The organism is Bacteroidales bacterium, from assembly GCA_035647615.1.
Taxonomy (GTDB): domain Bacteria; phylum Bacteroidota; class Bacteroidia; order Bacteroidales; family 4484-276; genus SABY01.
The window spans coordinates 49,491-69,479 of the sequence record DASRND010000024.1; the positions used below are offsets into that span (position 1 = coordinate 49,491).

Annotated in this window: 13 protein-coding genes; 5 read left to right on the forward strand and 8 right to left on the reverse strand. The window is 47.3% G+C overall.

The features are described from left to right. Nucleotides 1-3 precede the first annotated feature (3 nt). Genes VFC92_07530 through VFC92_07545 form a run of 4 tightly spaced genes read right to left on the reverse strand, consistent with a single transcriptional unit; the run spans nt 4 to nt 3,858 of the window. A complete protein-coding gene (locus VFC92_07530; GenBank protein ID HZK08037.1) occupies nt 4-1,701 on the reverse strand; it encodes a S41 family peptidase in 1,698 nt (565 codons plus the stop codon). Between the two features lie 11 nt (nt 1,702-1,712). Then, a complete protein-coding gene (locus VFC92_07535) occupies nt 1,713-2,138 on the reverse strand; it encodes a ribonuclease P protein component (protein HZK08038.1) in 426 nt (141 codons plus the stop codon). A gap of 50 nt (nt 2,139-2,188) precedes the next feature. After that, entirely contained in the window at nt 2,189-2,956 is a 768-nt protein-coding gene (locus VFC92_07540) for a uroporphyrinogen-III synthase (protein ID HZK08039.1), read from the reverse strand. Between the two features lie 59 nt (nt 2,957-3,015). Beyond that, nucleotides 3,016-3,858, reverse strand: coding sequence for a DUF4271 domain-containing protein (locus VFC92_07545; protein HZK08040.1), 843 nt, complete (start codon nt 3,856-3,858; stop codon nt 3,016-3,018). A 216-nt stretch (nt 3,859-4,074) separates the two neighbouring features. Between VFC92_07545 and VFC92_07550 the strand changes: the two genes are divergently transcribed. Further along, complete coding sequence (locus VFC92_07550) at nt 4,075-4,650, forward strand: adenylate kinase (protein ID HZK08041.1); 576 nt, start codon at nt 4,075-4,077, stop codon at nt 4,648-4,650. 61 nt (nt 4,651-4,711) lie between these two features. Here the strand turns inward: VFC92_07550 and VFC92_07555 are convergent, their stop codons facing one another. Further along, entirely contained in the window at nt 4,712-7,051 is a 2,340-nt protein-coding gene (locus VFC92_07555) for a hypothetical protein (GenBank protein HZK08042.1), read from the reverse strand. A gap of 217 nt (nt 7,052-7,268) precedes the next feature. On the opposite strand from VFC92_07555, the gene ppdK reads away from it, so the two are divergent. The 4 genes from ppdK (at nt 7,269) to VFC92_07575 (ending at nt 14,015) form a co-directional block, all read left to right on the forward strand. Next, a complete protein-coding gene (gene ppdK / locus VFC92_07560) occupies nt 7,269-10,058 on the forward strand; it encodes a pyruvate, phosphate dikinase (protein HZK08043.1) in 2,790 nt (929 codons plus the stop codon). Between the two features lie 231 nt (nt 10,059-10,289). After that, complete coding sequence (locus VFC92_07565; GenBank protein ID HZK08044.1) at nt 10,290-11,942, forward strand: phosphoenolpyruvate carboxykinase (ATP); 1,653 nt, start codon at nt 10,290-10,292, stop codon at nt 11,940-11,942. 321 nt (nt 11,943-12,263) lie between these two features. Continuing rightward, nucleotides 12,264-12,932: a YggS family pyridoxal phosphate-dependent enzyme gene (locus VFC92_07570; protein ID HZK08045.1), complete on the forward strand. Its 669-nt coding sequence runs from the start codon at nt 12,264-12,266 to the stop codon at nt 12,930-12,932. A 123-nt stretch (nt 12,933-13,055) separates the two neighbouring features. Further along, the gene (locus tag VFC92_07575) at nt 13,056-14,015 is read left to right on the forward strand and encodes a calcium/sodium antiporter (protein ID HZK08046.1); all 960 of its coding nucleotides are present in this window, start codon (nt 13,056-13,058) and stop codon (nt 14,013-14,015) included. A 124-nt stretch (nt 14,016-14,139) separates the two neighbouring features. On the opposite strand, the gene VFC92_07580 is transcribed toward VFC92_07575, so the two are convergent. The 3 genes from VFC92_07580 to VFC92_07590 are packed head-to-tail and all read right to left on the reverse strand — an operon-like array spanning nt 14,140 to nt 19,879. Next, nucleotides 14,140-15,531, reverse strand: a complete 1,392-nt coding sequence (locus VFC92_07580) for an efflux transporter outer membrane subunit (GenBank protein HZK08047.1) — start codon at nt 15,529-15,531, stop codon at nt 14,140-14,142. Between the two features lie 12 nt (nt 15,532-15,543). Then, nucleotides 15,544-18,702, reverse strand: a complete 3,159-nt coding sequence (locus VFC92_07585; protein HZK08048.1) for an efflux RND transporter permease subunit — start codon at nt 18,700-18,702, stop codon at nt 15,544-15,546. Continuing rightward, nucleotides 18,689-19,879, reverse strand: coding sequence for an efflux RND transporter periplasmic adaptor subunit (locus VFC92_07590; GenBank protein HZK08049.1), 1,191 nt, complete (start codon nt 19,877-19,879; stop codon nt 18,689-18,691). The genes VFC92_07585 and VFC92_07590 overlap by 14 nt, the downstream gene beginning before the upstream one ends. Nucleotides 19,880-19,989 lie beyond the last annotated feature (110 nt).

The window sequence follows — 19,989 nt, forward strand, 5'->3', positions numbered from 1 at the left end:
CTGTTAATCGATGGATGCTTTGGTTACGGTTCCATCCAAAATGGCTGAATAGTTTTTCTGATCATTCAAAACTTCTATGGCTTTTTTTACTTCCGGATCTGTGGCCAGGCTTGCTATTACCCGTCCGCGCTGAAAATAAAAGCGCGAAGCTATCTCCATCTTGAGCATCTCTGCGATTTCGTTACGATGGGTGTGCAGGTCTTCGTTTTTGTTGTGCATAAGCTTTTGCTCGAGCTGTGCAAGCTCAGCGCTTATCTCATCATAGTAGGCTTCTTCTTCGGCGGTTTTTTTGAGACGTTGCAGCGTTTTTTCGCTGTCGGTGGTGTACTTAAAGTCTTTGTTGCTGTTTACAAAATTGATAAAGTCGTTGTAAGTTTCGTCGCTTATGGCAAATTTATCGGGCGGAGCAATGGAGTCGTGCTCGCGTGCAAACTTGTTTGCATAGTCGAAGATGATGTACTGAATGAGCAGATTTACAGAGATAGGGCTGAGCATCTCCGGCTCCATGATGATGTCGGGCGAAACGCCGCCACCATCGAAAACTTTGCGGTTTTTTTTCGTTTTAAATTCAGAAATTAAAGAGTCAGGAACCTGGTGGGCCTGGCCTTCTATGTCGCGATGAGAATAGTCGATCTCCTGAATGCACCGGCCGCTCGGAATGTAATATTTGGCTACGGTCACTTTTACTTTTGAATTATAGCTGAGTGGCAAAACGTTTTGCACCAGCCCTTTGCCATAGGTGCGCTGTCCGATTACCACACCACGATCCAGATCCTGGAAGGCTCCTGAAACGATTTCGCTGGCCGAAGCTGAGGCATTATCTACAAGAACCACTATCGGAATTTTAGTGTCTTCAGGTTTGTCAGAGGTAAAATACGAATGGTTGCGCACTTTTTCTTTGCCGCGTGTGCTTACCACCAGCTCGCCTTTGTCGGTGAAAATATTTACAATATTCACAGCTTCGTTTAGAAGTCCGCCGCCATTGCCGCGCAAATCGAGGACAATACCGTGAACATCGTTTTCCTGCTTAAGCTCCAGAAAAGCTTTTTTTACCTCTTTGCCTGCATCCTGCGTAAATCCAGAAAGCTTGATATAGCCAACGTTATCGCTCACCATGCCATAATAAGGAATGTTGTCGATGCTGATATTTTCACGCTTAAGTTCCACCTCGAAAGGCTTCTCAACGCTTTCTCTTTCTACACGAAGTTTGAGTGTAGTGCCGGCTTCGCCTTTCAAAACAGTGCTCACCGCTTCGGTGTCTTTATCAATCGCAGGTTTGCCGTCAACTTCCAGGATGCGGTCGCCGGGAAGAAGACCGGCCTTCTGCGCCGGAAATCCTTCGTAAGGCTCAGAAATCACCACGTAATTTCCCTGTTTGTGTATCAGCGCGCCAATGCCACCGTATTGTCCTGTGGTGAGGAGTTTATAATCTTCTATCTGCGATTCGGGGATGTAATTTGTAAATGGATCGAGCGAACCCAGCATGGCATCGATGCCGGTTTTCATCAGCTCGCCAGGACTAATCTCATCCACATAATTTATTTCGAGTTGCTTATAGAGCTCGGCGAAGATGTCGAGATTTTTGCTAATCTCGAAATCCTGATTTTTTTCCTGTGCTATCGAAGCGAACGAGAGAGTCAGCAGCAGCACCAGCATGCTTAGCATCTGTGTTGCCGATTTTATTGATAGTTGCCTGCTCATTATGATGTGTTTTACGTTGTGGTGTTTTTTGTAATGTCGTGAACTAAACGGTGTATCGCGAGCTTTATTTTTCGCTCTGTCTGTCGGTATTCGGGCATTTCCCGATTGGTGTAGATAAACACCAGTACAAGCTGTTTGTTTTGCGTCCGCAAGGTGTTGTAGAGTTCGGTTTTGTGTTTCCGGTAAGCTTCGCGCATCAGCCGTTTGATGCGGTTACGCGACACGGCGTGTTTATGGTTGCGCTTGGGCACGGTAAATAGAACCTGCGCCGGAATTTCCGGCGGTAGCGATTCCGTTGCATCTATCTGCAGATAAATTATTTTGAAAGGAAACTCAAAAAAGGAAACGCCTTTGTCGAACAGCTTCCCGATGAGGGCGCGGCGACAAAGGCGTTCAGTTTTCTTAAAGTTTTGCGACAACATATTCAGAGGCATCATTTGTAACCGCGCAGCAGACGGCATTTTTTTGGCCACCGAAAGCATGCAGTTTACATTCCTACCTTAAAACCATTTTTTTTGTACAACTTCTCAATGTATTGACCCAGTGCCATGGTCATCGACGGTGCCGACTTAGTAGGCGCGTTAAGATTGAGCGAGAGGCCGGCTTCCTTTACTGCCTTGGCAGTAGCTGGCCCAAATACACCTATCTTGGTGTCGCCTTGCTCATAGTTTGGGAAATTTTTCTGCAGCGCTTTCACCCCCGAAGGACTGAAAAAGATGATCATATCGTAGCTTTTAATATCCAGCTTGGAAAGATCGCTGGCCAGAGTGCGATAAATTATTGCTTTGGAATATTTGATCTTGTTGTCATCGAGCGCCTTGGTCAGCGAAAGCTTGTGTATGTCGGAGCAGGGCAGCAGGAATTTTTCTTCTTTGTGCTTTTTGATGATCTCCATCAGATCGTTGAAGTTCTGATGACCATGAAAAACCTTACGCTTGCGAAACTGGACATATTTCTGCAAATAAAATGAGGTGGATTCGGACATGCTGAAGTATTTCATCTCATCAGGAACCTCCACGCGCATCTCTTCACATATTCTGAAAAAGTGATCGACGGAGTTGCGGCTGGTGAAGATTACAGCACTATGATCCAGTATGTTTACCTTGTCCTTGCGGAATTCGCGCCCCGGAATGCCTTCAACTTTAATAAATTTATGAAAATCAATGTTAAGTTCATATTTTTCGGCAAGTTCATTATAGGGATTGCGCGTTGGATCAGTTGGTTTTGGTTGGGAAACGAGAATGTTTTTTACCATTAATCAATTTTTTTTTGGAAATTAATTTTTTCTAAAAGTCCCGTTGTTACCTGGTATTTTTAACCTGTAATGATTTTTAATACAATAATTACCGGCAAAATTTCGAGGGCGCAAAGGTAGATAAAATTTTGATGATGGGAATATTTTCTTGATTCGAATCCAATAGGAACGCTTCGGAAAAGCCTGAATAGATAAATCACAAGTGCTACTATACTGGCCGCCAGCAAAGGCATCCGGCTGGTCGAATAGAGCGAAAAAAGCAAAAATGGGATCAGGAATATGGTGGCCACCTGATTCATAAAAGTTGTATTTGCCAGATATTCGCGTACCAGATAATTGTTTTTAAAAATAAATCCAATCAATCGCATCAGCCATCCTTTTATGAGAATAATAATTGCGATAGCGATAGCAACTGCGGCAATCTGTTGATAGAGCGCTCTTGGATAGAGAAATCCCAAAAAGTGATACACTTCGTCCCATTGAAACACGAAAGTAGTGTACACCAGCAGCGATGCAATAAACAGCAAAATGTTGGAGCCTGGCGTAAAAAGATCACCATCGCGATAAAGCTGCCTGAAAAGCGGCCGCGAAGTAAGGCTGCGCCCGATGTTGGTAAAAAAATTCTTTTGCATCAGTCGCAATAGTGAAATGATCAGAAGGGCGACGCCCAGCGTGAGCAACTGCCATTGCGAATAGTTGTGTACGAGTGGTTCGGGGCGCACCCGGGTGGCAGGGGCATACTGTGAGGTGATAAAGCGTTGGGTTACCGGATATTCTGCAGTGGTGTCGCCGGCAGTAAAAGCTCCCAAAGCCTGCTGCCAGCCATGCACTGGTGTTGGCAACGAATCTGACAGAAACAGGCTGTCGGGCGGAACAACGAATATAATTCCTGTAGTATCCAATGGTTTTGTGCAATAAATGCTGCAAAAGTAAGATTTCCACTGGCGCGCTTCTGTTTTTTTTAAAGCGGCGTAGAACCTGGGTCGCTCAATCGCCTGTGAATTGTCATTGGGAGTGCTAAGGTCAAAAAAAATTGGTTTATTAGATAAAATATCTACTTTCGTAAGCTATTCAGAATACGATTGATTTTTTACGATTAATAAAATATCAAAATAGCAATGTTCAATTTCATTATTTTTGGAGCGCCGGGATCGGGCAAAGGAACCCAGAGCGTTAAAATCGCCCACAAATATCATTTTAAACACATCTCCACCGGCGACATTTTCCGTAACGAAATAAAAAACCAAACGCCGCTGGGCAAGCGCGTCAAAGAGGTTATCGACAGTGGTCATCTGGTTTCCGACGAGCTGCTGATGGAAATCATTGAAAACGCTATGGAGAAGGCCGACAACCCTCATGGATTTATTTTTGACGGATTTCCACGCACCTTGCGTCAGGCGCGCGATATGGATGTGATGTTGCACCGCCACAAAGATTGTATCAGTCTGGTGCTGGCGCTTGATGTGGATCGGCAGGAAATCATTGCCCGCCTACTCAATCGTGCAAAGGAGCAGGGGCGTGTTGACGATACCGAGGATGTAATCTGCAATCGGCTGGAAGTTTATCAGAATCAGACAAGCCCGCTGATTGATTATTACAAAAATCAAGGGAAATTTATTTCCGTCAATGGCGTAGGAACTTTGGAAGGAATCTTTGCAGAAATCTGCCGCGTGATTGATCCATATCTGGCTTAAGCAAATCCGCTTTCATAATTCCCGATGAAAATTATTTGATCTTGTTTTTGGGATTTGGTGGTCATTCTGTCGGGAGCAAACCTTCCCATAGCCCACGCCCGAATGTTGCCACGCTGATTCTGCCAAATTGTTCGCTGATTTTTATCTCCGTTATTCTTACGTGTGGAAATCCCGGTACCGGTTGCCACGGGGTTCCGATGGTTTTCGTGTAAAGTCCGCGGTCGGTTCCGAGCCAGAAACGCTTTGATGGGCCGTTGCTTATCGCAATAGCATTTACAGGATTGTCGGCGAATATCCCATCTACATCGTCATTTTCCCAGTTGATTCCGCCATCTTTCGAGTGCCAAATTCTATATTGGGGCATGACTCCAAGATAAGTAATCCATAGTTCGTCGGGGTTCTCTTTAGAAATCGCAATGCCTGAGATGATGGCCAATGTATCGTCATTGTCGTATTGGCCGGGGTAGTCGAGGCGCTCAAAAGCAGCCTCACTTCTGTCGATTCCCTGCAGTCCGCCACTGCTCGATTTATACAATCCCGACGGCAACTGCCACTCCTCGGTGGGAGGATTTTGCTGGCCACCTGTTGCCAAATAAATAATATTGGGATTTTTGGTGCTAATTGCCATATCCGTAATTTGGCGGCGCCAGGCCTGGATTTCTGTTTTGAATAAATCCGATTGGCGCACCCAAATGCTGTCGGGATGGTCCATAACAGTGGGATCTTCGATGCGTTTGCTATAGATTTCACTAAACCCAAACCAGGGTTCCCCGGTTATGGGATGGTTTACCAAAGGAAAAGTTTTGGTGGTAATTGCATTGCTCTTTTTTACCTGTGAGTCGAACGGCAGCTTTGCTGTTTCGTGTTTCATTTTTAGGGTATGATGGTTGAATTTTAGCAGCGATCTGTCGTGCATCGAAACATAAATGGATTGGCTGCTGTCGTCGATACGTGTAGTAAAACCATCACCACCTGCGATAAAATGCCACTGGTGGCCCAGCGTGTCCATATGAATTAGCGCGCCGTTATCCTGTGTGCCGACTGCAAACAAATTTTCATCAAAACCGGCAGCGTCAAACGACCAGAGGATGGCAACTCCGAGTCCTTCGTTTTTGTATTCCCATCCATCCTGACCGGCATTGGGCATGGTTTTTACGCTAACCCCGCCATGGTTTCCACAAAAAAGCTTCGGGTTGTCCACATTGGGTTGAAATGCCAGGGCGTGGATGTCGGCGTGGAAGCCGTTGCCGCAATAAGGCGAGCGCAGCCCGAAGGGCGTATTTTTGATCTTCTCGGTTCCCAGCAGCCGTGAGTTGCCATAAAAAACCGCATCGCCATCTACAGGCGACACTGCCAGCGCTATCCAATGCTGTGCAAAGTAGGTAAGTCCCGTCGAAAAACGAGTATCAATAATTTCCCACTTTCCTGATTCGTGAATGGCGATGTGTGCGCCAAGAATAGTTTTGCCTTTCATCTCGTGATGTCCCAAAATGTAGACGTACAACCTCTCGGGTGCTGCCGGAGAAACAGCCAGATTGATGCGTCGCACCACCAGCGAGTCGGGGAGGTTATCGATTTCAATACCTGTTTCCGGCCCGGTGAGTGGGTGCCAGGAAGTGCCACCATCTTTAGAAACAAAAATATCCTGACCCGAAGCATAAGCTACGTTTGCGTTGCCGGGTTTGTAGGCAATGCCGCGGGTATCGCGAAGTTCCTTATCAATATTTTTAAAAGTATTTTCCCACCGCACCACTTTTGCTGAGGCATTATTTGTTCGGATAACGCCGGAGGTGGTGGCTACCAAAATCTGATCGGGATTCAGCGGGTTGATCACCATTTTGCGGCACATGCCACCATCAGGAAAGAAGTCCAGAAAGTTGCCCGAGATGTCCTGCCAGGTGGCGCCATAATCATTGCTCCTGAAGATTCCTGTTGTGGGCAATGGGTTTATCTGTGCCCAATTTGGACTCCATCCGTCATCGATTCCGCCGTCGCCGTAGCCGGTACATACAAATAGCTGGCGCCGGTCGAAAGGATTGATGCAAACATCTGCCACGGACGTCGATGGTAGAAAATCAGTATTGACGCTGCTCCAGTTTTCGCCATCATCTTCGGTGCGCCATAGCCCGCCAAAGAAGGAGCAGCCGTAAATGGTCTGGTTCTCTACACCGTCATACATAGCGTCGAAACACAAACGGTTGAGTTGCCCCACGCCATAAGTATTGGAGCTGCTCACCGGATTGGGCATTCCCGAAGGCCCCAAAAAACGCCATTGCATGTTTTCGGTAGTAACGGAATTCGTGCCTGGCAAACGGGAATTATTCTGCGAAAGCAAGGGAGCAGATGTGGCAATGAGAAGAAAAAGTGAAGAGATTAGAATCGAAAATTTCAATGATTTCATAAATTAATAGCTTGGTAAGAAATGGTGCGTAGTTTGCAATAAGTATTCCTAAAATGTAACTTCTTGATAATGAATAGATATGCTCGTTTTCGCAAGTATTCTTAACAAACTTTTAATAATCGACCCAACTTTCCAGCGGGATAATTTATAATTTTGCACATTCAAAAAAAATCTATAGTATTGAAATTCAAACTTTAAACACTAACATAAAAATAACATGAGTAAGAAACAGGAAAAGTTCGTCTATTTTTTTGGCGACGGCAAAGCCGAAGGTGATGCTACGATGAAGAATCTGTTGGGTGGCAAAGGTGCCAACCTTGCAGAAATGAATTTGATAGGAGTACCCGTTCCTCCGGGTTTTACTATTACCACAGAGGCTTGTACCCTTTACAACGAAAAAGGAGCACGTTATATATTTGATATCATCACTGACGAAGTAAAGCAAGCTGTTGCCCGTGTGGAGAAGATTACGGGAACAAAATTTGGCGACAAAAACAATCCTTGTCTTTTGTCCGTTCGCTCCGGCTCCCGTGCCTCGATGCCCGGCATGATGGACACTGTCCTCAATCTGGGTTTGAACGATGAAGCCGTGAAAGGCATCGCTGCTAAAACCGGCAACGAACGTTTTGCCTGGGACTCATACCGTCGCTTTGTTCAGATGTTTGGCGATGTGGTGATGGGAATGAAACCGGATTCGAAACATGAAGAAGATCCCTTTGAGGTAATCATCCATCAGGTGAAAAAAGAGCGGAAAATAGAACGCGACCTCGATCTTACTTCTGATGATCTGAAAGACCTGGTCACTCGATTTAAAAAAGCTATCAAAGAAAAAACCGGTAAAGATTTCCCCACCGATCCATGGGATCAGCTCTGGGCTTCGATCAGTGCTGTGTTTGATAGCTGGATGAATAAGCGTGCGGTAGTTTACCGCCGTCTCAATCATATCCCTGCCGATTGGGGTACCGCCGTCAACGTACAAGCCATGGTATATGGCAACATGGGCGATAATTCTGCTACAGGTGTTGCTTTTACACGTGACTCCGCTACAGGCGAAAACCTTTTTAATGGCGAATATCTCATCGATGCCCAGGGCGAAGATGTGGTAGCCGGCATCCGCACACCACAGCAGATAACCAAAGAAGGATCGCTGCGCTGGGCTGCCCTGCAGGAGATTAGCGAAGAAGTTCGTAAACGGGATTTTCCCTCACTCGAAGAGGTGATGCCTGTGGTGTATAAGCAACTTTTTGAAACACAAAAAGCACTCGAAGATCACTATCGCGACATGCAGGATCTGGAGTTTACCGTACAGGATGGTAAGTTGTGGATATTGCAAACACGTGGTGGAAAACGCACGGGCGCTGCCATGGTAAAAATTGCCATCGACATGCTCGAAGAGAAAAAATTGAAAAAACGCGAAGCACTACTGAGCGTGGACCCCAATAGACTTAATGAGTTGCTCCACCCTGTTTTTGAAGAAGAAGCCATTCGGAATGCCAACGTCGTGGCCAAAGGATTGCCCGCATCGCCTGGTGCTGCCGCCGGACAAATTGTTTTTCATGCTGACGAAGCCGAAGAATGGGCTGCTAAAGGCAATAAGGTTGTGCTGGTACGTATTGAAACATCGCCCGAAGACCTTAGCGGAATGCATGTGGCAGAAGGCATCCTCACCGCTCGTGGTGGTATGACTTCACACGCTGCCGTTGTGGCTCGCGGTATGGGAAAATGCTGCGTGTCGGGTGCAGGCACAATTAAAATTAACTACAAAGAACGCACACTCGTAGCCGGTGGCAAATCTTTCAAAGAAGGCGACTGGATTTCGCTCAATGGCTCTACCGGTGAAGTGTATGAAGGACGAATTAAAACCATTGATCCTGACCTCAGCGGCGACTTTGGTAAACTTATGGACATGGCTGATCACTATTCGAAAATGGTGGTTCGTACCAATGCCGATACGCCAAAGGATGCTACGGTAGCTCGTAATTTTGGTGCACATGGTATCGGCCTTACCCGTACCGAGCACATGTTTTTTGAAGGCGTGCGTATCAAAGCAATGCGTGAGATGATCCTGGCTGATGACGAAGCCGGACGCCGCAAAGCACTCGAAAAACTGCTGCCCATCCAGCGTGAAGACTTCGAAGGAGTTTTTGAAGCCATGCACGACCTGCCCGTTACGGTTCGTTTGCTCGACCCGCCGTTGCATGAGTTTGTGCCTCACGACGAAAAAGGCCAACAGCAAATGGCTGAGATTATGGGTGTAAGTTTGGATGTGATAAAAGCAAAAGTGGAAGAACTGAGTGAAGTCAATCCCATGCTTGGTCATCGTGGCTGCCGTTTGGGCAATACTTATCCGGAAATTTCGGAGATGCAGACACGTGCTATCATCGAAGCAACACTAAATCTCAAGAAGCGTGGCGTTGTGACCAAGCCTGAAATCATGATTCCGCTCACTGGTACATTGCCCGAGATGAAGATGCAGGAAGACATTGTGCGCGAAACCATCGCCAAAGTGTTTAAAGAGAGAAACGACTGCATCGATTTTATGGTGGGAACCATGATTGAAATACCACGCGCTGCTCTGGTAGCTGATGAGATCGCTAAATCGGCCGAGTTTTTCTCCTTCGGTACCAACGACCTCACACAGATGACGTTTGGCTATTCGCGCGACGACGCTGGCAAATTCCTCGATGTGTATCTTAAGAAAGATCTGCTCGAAGTAGATCCATTCCAGGTAATCGATCAGGAAGGCGTTGGCCAGTTGATGCGTATGGCAGTGAAGAGAGGCCGCAAGACCCGCCCGAATATCAAGATCGGTATCTGCGGTGAGCATGGTGGCGAACCTTCGAGCGTTGAGTTTTGCTATACCCTCGGCTTCGACTACGTAAGCTGTTCGCCTTATCGCGTGCCAATTGCACGTCTGGCGTCGGCGCAGGCTCAGATAAAAGAAAAGATGCTGAAAAAAGCCAACAAAAAGAAAGACAAAAAAGCCGGTAAGAAAAAGGCAAAATAAAGTGGCCGGTTTTATTGACAAATAAATAGACAAAGGCTGCCGACGGAATTTCCGTGGCAGCCTTTGTTGCATTTTGAACCCTGGCTATTGTCGTTAATTTTCTTTAAATTGAAAGGCAGATAGAATAAAAAGTCGGAAATTTGTCGTTTGACTTTAAAACAAAGTGTAAGTTTGAACTTTTACAACTTGCTTCAAATATTTTTAATCCGAAAATTTTAAATACATCTTATCATGGATAAATCTTCAATGAACGAAAAGATCAAAAACCTTGTACGCAATCATCCCAAAGCACTTGTTAACATTGCGCGTCGTGAGATGATACGCGACTCAGTCGACAACCGCGAAGCAATGGTCTCGGAGTCGGGCGCTCTGGCCACCTGGACGCCACCGGAATCTACCGGTAGATCGCCCAAAGATACCGTGGTGGTAAAACGTGCCGAAAGCCAGGACAAAATCGACTGGTCGTCGCCCAACAACATACCAATCACCGAAGAAACTTTTGACATGCTCTTTGAGGATGCGCTGGCGATTCTTAGCAAAAAAGAGAGGATATATGAAACCGATCGTGTGAGTGGTGCCGACAGTAGTTATGCACTGCCCGTAAAAATGGTCTGTGACAAGGCCTTATTCTCTTTGTTTGTGGACAACATGTTTCGACCTATTCCTAAAGATATTAATAAAAGTATTTTTTATCAAAACGGCTTTCAGCTCCTGGCCTTGCCTTACGACAAACTCGAGAGCAAAAAATACGAAGGCCGTTTGCGTAAGATGCCCGACGGCAGCACCTCCGATATGGCGGTTGCAATGGATATGGATCGCAAGCTTGGTGTAATCATCGGCTCGGCCTATTGCGGCAGCATCAAAAAGTTATTTTTTACCGTGATGAATTTCCTGCTTCCTTTCGAAGGCATCCTGCCGCTGCACTGTTCGGCCAACGAAGGTCCTGACGGGAAATCAGCGCTGCTACTCGGATTGTCGGGAACCGGTAAAACCACCCTTTCGGCCGATCCCAGTCGTGCGCTGCTTGGTGACGACGAACATGGCTGGAATGACAACGGTATTGCCAACTTCGAAAATGGCTGTTATGCTAAGATGATCGACATCGATCCGTCGAAAGAGCCGGACATCTACGATGCTGTGATGCACAAAGACGATTATCTGAATCATGGTTCGATTGTGGAAAATGCTATGGTTTATCCTGATGGCACTTTCGATTATTACGACGATCGTTTTACCCCCAACTCACGTTCGTCGTATCTGCTTAAATATTTGAAAAACATCAAGGAGTCGTCGGTTTCCACACATCCGAGCACCATCCTTTTTCTCACCGCCGATGCTTACGGCGTGCTGCCTCCAGTTTCCCGTCTCGACGCAGATCAGGCCATGCTTTGGTTTTTGATGGGATATACCAGTAAACTGGCTGGCACCGAAACCGGTGTTACAGAGCCGCAGGCTACTTTCTCGCGTTTCTTCGGACAGCCTTTTATGCCAGCCAATCCCGATGTTTATGCCGATATGCTTGGTAAGAAAATGGAGAAACACAAAACACAGGTTTACCTTATTAATACAGGCTGGAGTGGCGGTGCATACGGCGTCGGAAAACGCATGGACATCAACCTGACACGCAAAATGGTAGATGCTGCTCTGAATGGTTCGCTTGCCAGTGTTGAATATGAATACGATGCGTTTTTCCATTTGAATGTTCCCAAATCATGCCCGGGAGTGCCGGCCGAAATTTTGAAGCCCAAAAATACCTGGGTCGACAAGCAGGCCTACGATACCAAGGCCAAAATGCTGGCTAAAAAATTCAGCGATGCTTTTGATAAAGCCTATGGTGATAAAAATATCAAACAAAGTGTTGTGAAGATGTGCCCCGGCAAATAAGCTGCGGTGCGGATACTCACAAAAACAAAAAGGTCGGCCTGGCAACAGCAGCCGGCTTTTTTGTTTATGTTGCAGGGTGCGGTTGATAATCGGTAAAATGATTTACGAATGACGATGAAGGATGTAGGAATTAAAAATTGAATGAATTCTGAATCTCGAATTTTAAATTTCAGCTCCAACGGGGCGAAATCAATTACCGGGAAATTGAATTTCGAATTTAAATTCTGAATTTTGCCAGGCGTATTTCCCAGATGTAAAGGATGGAATTTTATGAACCATCCAAAAAATATTTTGATTAATAACTACTAAAAAGAAATGAAGATGAATATAAAAGAAAATTTGAACAGATTGTGCAAAGAGATTCCTGAAACAGTGAAGCTGGTAGCGGTGTCGAAAACCAAACCAATAGAAACGGTGATGGAGGCCTACAATGCCGGACAACGGATTTTTGGCGAAAATAAAGTGCAGGATCTGGTTGAAAAACAGGCGCAAATGCCGGCTGACATCCGGTGGCATTTTATCGGACACCTGCAAAGCAACAAGGTGAAGATGCTGGTTCCTGTTGTGAGCATGATTGAAGCTGTGGACAGCCTGAAGCTGCTGCGCAACATCAACAAAGAAGCGAAGAAGGTACAGCGGCGCGTGCCTTGTCTGCTGCAGTTTCATATAGCCGAAGAGGATACCAAGTTTGGGCTTGACCTTGCGGAGGCTGAGGAAATATTGCAGAAGGTAAATCTGGCAGAGATGACGGGAGTGCAGATAGCCGGAGTGATGGGCATGGCCACTTACACTGACGACATGCAACAGGTTAGCCGTGAGTTTGCGCATTTGCATCGGATATTTAATGAGATAAAGACGAAATATTTCGCCGACGATTCTGCCTTTAGCGAGATCAGTATGGGCATGTCGGGCGACTATAAAATTGCCATCGCGCAGGGCAGCACCATGGTGCGCATAGGTAGCCTCATTTTTGGCGAACGCAATTACTAAATAGGTTATTGGTTGTCAGATTATCGTTATTTGTAGGTTTTCACACCGGCTACTGACGCTGGTTTTATTAGTTTTGAAGTCTGAAAAAAGCGTAGGTAATCATTATTAGCTAATGTCTGTTTTATGGTGTACGTGCTATTTGTAGTGGGATTTGTAATACTGATTGCTGGGGCAAACATTCTTGTTACGGGCGCCAGTTCGGTGGGCAAGCATTTTAAGATGTCGTCGTTGGTGATAGGTGCCACCATCGTGGCGCTGGGCACTTCACTTCCCGAGTTGATCATCAATGTTTTTGCGTCGGTGCGCGGGCAAACCGATCTGGCCATCACCAACGTGATGGGGAGCAACATCATGAATACGCTGCTGATCATTGGCATTACCGCAATGATACTTCCGATTATTCCCGGCCGCAAGGTCATGCGTACCATTGTTCCCATCAGCCTAATTGCTTCACTGGTGTTGGGATTGCTGGTTTATATTAATCTGGAGCCTTTAGCGGCTGGTCATGTCATCGATTTTCTGGAAGGGCTGGTGCTACTTGCGTTGCTGATAGGTTACCTGTTGTTCACCTATTTTTTTATACGCAAAACAGGCGACGAAGCTCAGCAAGCTCATGAAATAAAAGAATATGCTCTGTGGAAGTCGATGCTGATGATTGTGGTGGGCGTTGCCGGATTGTATTTTGGTGGCAACTGGGTGGTGAAAGGTGCCGTGCATGTTGCCGAATCTTTCGGGATGAGTCAGGCGCTGGTGGGGATAACTATTGTGGCGGTGGCTACTTCGCTGCCCGAGCTAATTACTTCGGTGCTGGCGGCAATGCGAAAAAATTCGGACATCGCTATCGGAAATGCTTTGGGATCGAACGTTTTCAATATTTTCCTGATTTTAGGGGTTAGCGCAATGATTAATCCGCTGCCATTCAGTGCCACCTTGAGCATCGACCTTTGGGTGATGATTCTCTCCAATCTGGTGGTGGTGTTTTTCGTTTGGGTAGGGCGTGGCAAAAAGATCACCCGTCTGGAGGGTGCGTTGATGGCTTCGATTTACGTTGCGTATATTATTTGGTTATTGATGACGCATTGAGACAATCCAAAAAAAATTTTGGCAGCAGCCATTGTTTTAAACTAATTCCCTGATCTTTTTTTCAAAGTCGGGATGGCAGAGAAAATTTATGAATTTTCTCTGCCTGCTGATTTACGAATATTCTCTACTGCTCCGGTGTAATCCATCCTCCACCAAGTGCCTGGTAAAGGTTGATGTAGGTCGAAAGATATAGTTGCCGCAGTTGCGACATCTCCACCTGCACCTGAAAAAGGGTGCGCTCGCTTTCGAGCACTTCCAGGTAGGATGTCTCACCGCCATCATATCGCTCGTTGGAGAGCATAGAGGCATTTTTGGCAGCAGTCAGTTCTTGTTCTTTTATCAGATATTGTCTGCCGTAGGTTTCGATGGCCACGAGTGCGCTTTCCACTTCAGCGAAAGCCTGCAACACCGTAGCTTCGTATTGGATTCCGGCCTCGGTGATGCGTTCTTTTTCTATTTCAAAACGGCGCTTGTTTTTGCCAAAATTAAACACAGGTCCCAGTAAACCGCCACCCACCGACCAGGCCGCGCCACCGCTGGTGAGCGTGGAGAGATCGCTGCTGGCCAGTCCAAGTAACCCGGTGATGCTGATGGAAGGAAAGCGCAGTGCTTGCGCCATGCCAGCTCTGTCGTATTGCGCCCGTAGAAGTTCGTCGGCTTGCGCAATGTCGGGACGGCGCAGCAGCAGCTCCGAAGGCAATCCCGGCGGAATTTCAGGTGGCAGGGATTGTTGCATGAGTGGTTGTCCGGTAATGATTGTGTCGGGATTGCGTCCCAACAGAAATGACAAAGCATTTTCTGTTTGTGCAATGGCCCGCTCGTATTGTGGCAATGCGCCGGCGGCTACCGCCAGTTGTATCTGTGCCTGGTTTAGGTCGATGCCTGCTACCACTCCTTCGTTAAAACGTTGTTGGATGATGTCGAGCGAACCTTCGCGGGTTTGCACCGTTTGCTGGGTTATCTCAATTCGCTCCTGATAATCGAGAAGCTGAAAATAAACGTTCACCACTTCTGTAATGATGGCAATTTGGACAGCCTGGTGACCATATTCCGTGGCCAGTAGCTCGGCGCGTGCGGCAGCAGTAGCGTGTCGGAATTTTCCCCAGAAGTCGATTTCCCATTGTAGGTTGGCAGCACCATAGAAAAAGCTGACGGGATCGCTGGTTTTTTGAGCGCCCAAAAAGTTGCCGTGCGTGGCGCTGACATCGTAGCCAATACGCGGAAATGCGTCGGCACGGGTGTAACCCACTGCCAGTCGTGCTTGTACCACGCGGCTGGCAGCTATGCGGACGTCTGTATTTTGTCGGAGCGCTTGCGCAATGAGGGTGTCGAGCACCGGGTTGTCGAAGAGTTCCCACCAGCGCAGGTTATAGGCCGTGTCGGCAGTAGCCTGATCAAAACGATAAGCGGCAGGGATGCCGGGTGCCGGTTTTTGGTATTTCGGTCCTACCATACAGCCGCTCATCAGCACCACGGTCAGCACAAGGGTTATAATAATTTGTCGTTGCGTATTCATGCCTGTGTTGTGTTACGATTTTATAGTCTGCTCTTCGGCGTTTAATTTATCTCTCTTCTTTTCGTAGCCGGCCAGTTTTCCTATCAAAATATAAAGCATTGGATAGAAAAGTACGCCAAGTACCGTGGCTAATAACATTCCGCCGAATAAAGTCATACCCATCACCTTGCGGGCTTCGGAGCCGGCACCACTGGCTACCAGCAGTGGCAGGATGCCCAGGATAAAGCTGAAAGCAGTCATGAGGATGGGGCGGAAACGCAGACGAGCGGCAGCCATGGCTGATTCGTACAGCGACAGTCCCTCCTGGAATCTTAGGTTGGCAAATTCGATGATAAGGATGGCGTTTTTGGCAGCCATTCCGATAAGCATCACCAGCGAAATTTGCGCGAAGACATTGTTTTCATAGCTTTCGCTAAATATGCGTGCAATGAGCAAGGCGAGCATTGCTCCCAGCAAAGCGAAAGGCGTCCCCAGCAGAATGCTCAAAGGCAGCGACCAGCTCTCGTACTGTGCCGCCAAAATGAGGAAGACGAATAGCAGTGAGAAGAGAAATACGACGTTGCCGGTACCGGAAGCTTTTCGTTCCTGATACGACATGTTGGCCCATTCGTAGCCCATATCGGCGGGCAGTATTTGGGCAGCTACCTCTTCGAGCGCATCGAGCGCCTGGTCGGAACTATAGCCGGGGGCTGGGTTGCCGGTAAGCTCGGCAGAGCGATAGAGGTTGAAACGGTTGGTGAAGTCGGGGCCGGAGATTTTCTTAACATCTACAAATGCCGAAAGTGGTATACTTTGACCCTTATTATTCTTTACAAAAAACAGATTGATCTGCTCTTCATTGATACGGTATTCGGGCTGCGCCTGCACATAAGTTTTGTAAAGACGCCCAAAACGGTTGAAGTCGTTTACGTAAGCGCCGCCCAGGAAAGCTCCGATGGTAGTGTAAACATCGTTGAGATTAACACCTGCCTTGAGAATCATATCGCGGTCGAGGTCGACATAACGCTGCGGGGTGCTGGCACTATAGGTTGTAAAAATGTTGGCAATTTCGGGTCGTGCAGAGGCGGCCCGGATAAACTGCATACTTTGTTCTGCCAGGTAATCGGGTGTGCCGCCACCTTTGTCCTGTAGCACAATCGAAAATCCAGAGCCACTTCCCAGCCCCGGGATAGCGGGTGGTCCCATGGCAACAGCTTGCGCTCCCATAACACCTTCCAGTTTTTTATTTACTGCACGCACTATCTCCAGAGCCGTTCTTTTGCGATCGCTCCAGTCGGTAAGCGATACAAACATAAAACCGGTATTGCTTGACAATGCTCCGGAGATAAGACTGTAACCAGCGGCGGAGGTAACATATTCCACTTCCTCAAACTCCATGAGCATCTCTTCGATTTCACGTGTAACCACATCCGAACGCTGCAGCGAGGCTGCGTTGGGAAGTTGGATATTGACCATAAAATAACCCTGGTCTTCTTCGGGGATGAAGCCTCCCGGAACACCTTTTCCTACAAAAACCAGTGCCACCACAATGATGAGGATGTATATGGCGCCGCGTTTCATCTTGCGGGCAAAGTGTCCGGCAAAGGTGGTGTAAGAGTCGGTGGTTTTATCGAACACACGGTTGAAGCCGGCGAAAAATTTGCCAAGAAGTCCTTTGTAAGGTTTGGGGTTGCGTAGTAAAAGGGCACAAAGTGCCGGGCTGAGCGTGAGCGCGTTTAGTGCTGAAAATAGCACAGAGATAGCTACCGTGATGGCAAACTGTTGGTAGAGTCGTCCGGTGATGCCGCCCATAGCCGCTACCGGAAGAAATACGGCCACCAATACCAGTGTGGTGGCAATTACCGGTGAGGTAACTTCACGCATGGCTTTGTTGGTGGCATCTATCGAATTCATGCCGTTTTGGATATTTACTTGTACGGCTTCTACCACCACAATAGCATCGTCCACCACGATACCGATTGCAAGCACCAAACCAAGTAGCGAGAGTACGTTGATGCTAAATCCCAACAGAGGAAAAGCGATAAATGCACCAATGAGCGATACCGGAATAGCGATGGTGGGGATGAGCGTTGCCCGCCAATCCTGGATAAATAGAAACACTACCAAAACTACCAGCAGCAATGCAATGATGAGGGTTTCGAAAATCTCTTTGATGCCGGTGGTGATGGCTCTGGTCGAGTCGAGGGAAACGGTGTAGGTGATGCCTTCCGGAAATGTTTTTGATAATTCATCCATGCGTTTGCCCAGGTTTTCAGCAATCTCAACGGCGTTGGAGCCGGGAGCCTGATAGATCATAAACATGCCGGAATTTTTACCATTCAACCGCGTAAAGGAATTGTAGGATTCAACACCAAGCTCTATTGAGGCCAGGTCACGGATTTTAATCTGAGAGCCATTTTCGTTGATGCGTACCACTATGTCGCCAAACTCCTCTTCCGATTTCAATCGCTCGGGTAAGCGCACGGTATAGGTAAATTCCGTGCCTGGTGGTGCTGGTTCAGCGCCAAACTTACCACCCGGAACAATGACACTTTGCGATCTGATGGCATTCACAATTTCCGGAATGGTAACGTCGAGCGAAGCAAGCCGGTCGGGTTTTACCCAGATGCGCATGGAATATTCGCTCGATCCCAACAAATCTACACGTCCTACGCCAGGCTCACGAGCCAGGATGTCCTTTATATTAATGGCCATGTAATTGCCAAGAAATTGTTGGCTGTATTGATCGTTGTCGGCGCTGAGCGTGATGGCAAGAATAGGAAAAGCAAACGATTTCTCCGTTTTCAATCCATATTGTTTTACCGATTCCGGTAGCTTGGGTGTAGCCGACGAAACGCGATTTTGGGTAAACACGGTATTCATGTCCGGGTCGCTGCCAATATCAAAAGTGATCTGCAACGACATTGTGCCGTCGTTGGCGTTGACGGATTTCATATAAAGCATGTTATCCACACCATTCACCTGCTGCTCGATGGGCATGGCCACCGATTGCTCCACGTTGATAGCGCTTGCGCCGGTGTATGAGCCGACCACCGAAACCATTGGCGGAGCAATGTCGGGATATTGTTCGGTAGGAAGTTGCGTAACAAATACCAACCCCACCACCATGATTACGATGGCGATCACCATGGCTAAAATAGGACGCCGTACAAATAAGTTACTTTTTTCCATCGTTGTTGTTGTTAATTTCTTCCACCTTCGATTGATATGTAACCAGCTGCGGATCGACCTTTCTGCCGCTTCTCATCTTTTGTAGCCCTTCTATTACTACTAATTCATCGCCTTGCAGCCCCTCGGTAATCACCGCATAATCATTATAAAAGGAACCTTGCTTCACGGATCTCACTTCTATTTTAGAGCTGTCGTTTACAATAAACACACTGTATTGTCCCTGTAATTCGTTGAGCGCTTTAAGCGGAATAACGGTGGACTGTGGCCCAAACCCTACTCTTGCTTTTATGCGTGCAAATTGTCCGGGGCGCAGTAGTTTGTCGGGATTTGCAAAAGAAGCTTGGAGCAAAATGCTTCCGGTAGAAGGATCTACCTGCCGGTCGATAAAGTTGAGCTTTCCGGGTTCAGGATAAATGCTTTGGTCGGCTAAGATGAGTCTGAGGGCTTCAGGAGCAACGGCGCTTACTTCATTGTCCTTTATACTTTTAAGGTGCCGGGCATAGTTGAGGTATTCCTGTTCGCTCAGAAAAAATTCTACTATCACCTCATCAATATTAGAGATGTAGTTGAGTACAACAAGGTTGGGGCTTCTGCCTACAAGGTCGCCTACTTTGGCCATTGTTTTTCCAATAATTCCGTCGATGGGCGCTTTGACGAGCGAATAGCCAAGCTCGATATCGGCTGATTCCAGGTTGGCTTCGGCAGCTTCAAGGGTAGCCTGTGCTGCGTCGCGTTGTGCCACGGCAGCGTCCAGATCGCGCTGGCTCACAGCATTGTTGGCGGCCAGTGGTCTGATGCGTTTCAGGTCGCTCTCGGCTTTGGCAAGCATGGTTTTGGCCTGAGCAACACCGCTCATCTGCGCAGCTACTCTGGTCTTCAATGGCAGCGGGTCGATGGTGTAGAGCAATTGCCCTTTTTTCACGAAAGTGCCTTCTTTAAAATGTATGGCTTCCAGCACACCTTCTACGCGGGCGCGAATAGCGATATCCTGTAACCCATAAATCTGACCGACATAGTTCTGATAAATGGATACATCGCGGCGTTCGACCTTTACAACCTGTACTTTTGGAGGTGGCGGTGGCGAGGCGTCGTGGCGGTTGCAACCGTTGGCAAGCAACATAATGATAGGTAAAGCCAGGAGCGCGATGTGGCTCCGGCGCAGAGTGAAATGTTTCATATCGATGTAGTTATTAATATCCAATGCCCTTAGCAACCTTTACGTGTTGCATTTTGAATTTCATAGCTCAGGAAAGTACAGGCTTTCCTTTTAGTGGAGGCAAAAGTAGT